The organism is Exiguobacterium sp. Leaf187 (genome assembly GCF_001423925.1).
Taxonomy (GTDB): domain Bacteria; phylum Bacillota; class Bacilli; order Exiguobacteriales; family Exiguobacteriaceae; genus Exiguobacterium_A; species Exiguobacterium_A indicum.
The window spans coordinates 770-1,045 of the sequence record NZ_LMPR01000015.1; the positions used below are offsets into that span (position 1 = coordinate 770).

A 276-nucleotide genomic window follows, 5' to 3' on the forward strand; every position below is an offset into this window, starting at 1 on the left:
ATGAATTGAAAGTGATGATGGCGGAGAGCAAGGGATTCGAACCCTTGAGACGCTTTTGACGCCTACACGATTTCCAATCGTGCTCCTTCGGCCACTCGGACAGCTCTCCATTGTACGTGGTGAAGAAGTAATAAATGGCTCCGCAAGTAGGATTTGAACCTACGACCTACCGGTTAACAGCCGGTTGCTCTACCGCTGAGCTATTGCGGAACGATCGCCTGGCAGCGTCCTATCCTCACAGGGGGAAGCCCCCAACTACTTTCGGCGTTCAAGTGC

The 276-nt window shown here is 52.9% G+C and carries 2 tRNA genes; both read right to left on the reverse strand.

The features are described from left to right. Nucleotides 1–18 precede the first annotated feature (18 nt). A tRNA-Ser gene (locus ASF99_RS16940) sits at nucleotides 19–109 on the reverse strand. Nucleotides 110–135: 26 nt separating this feature from the next. Continuing rightward, a tRNA-Asn gene (locus ASF99_RS16945) sits at nucleotides 136–210 on the reverse strand. Nucleotides 211–276 lie beyond the last annotated feature (66 nt).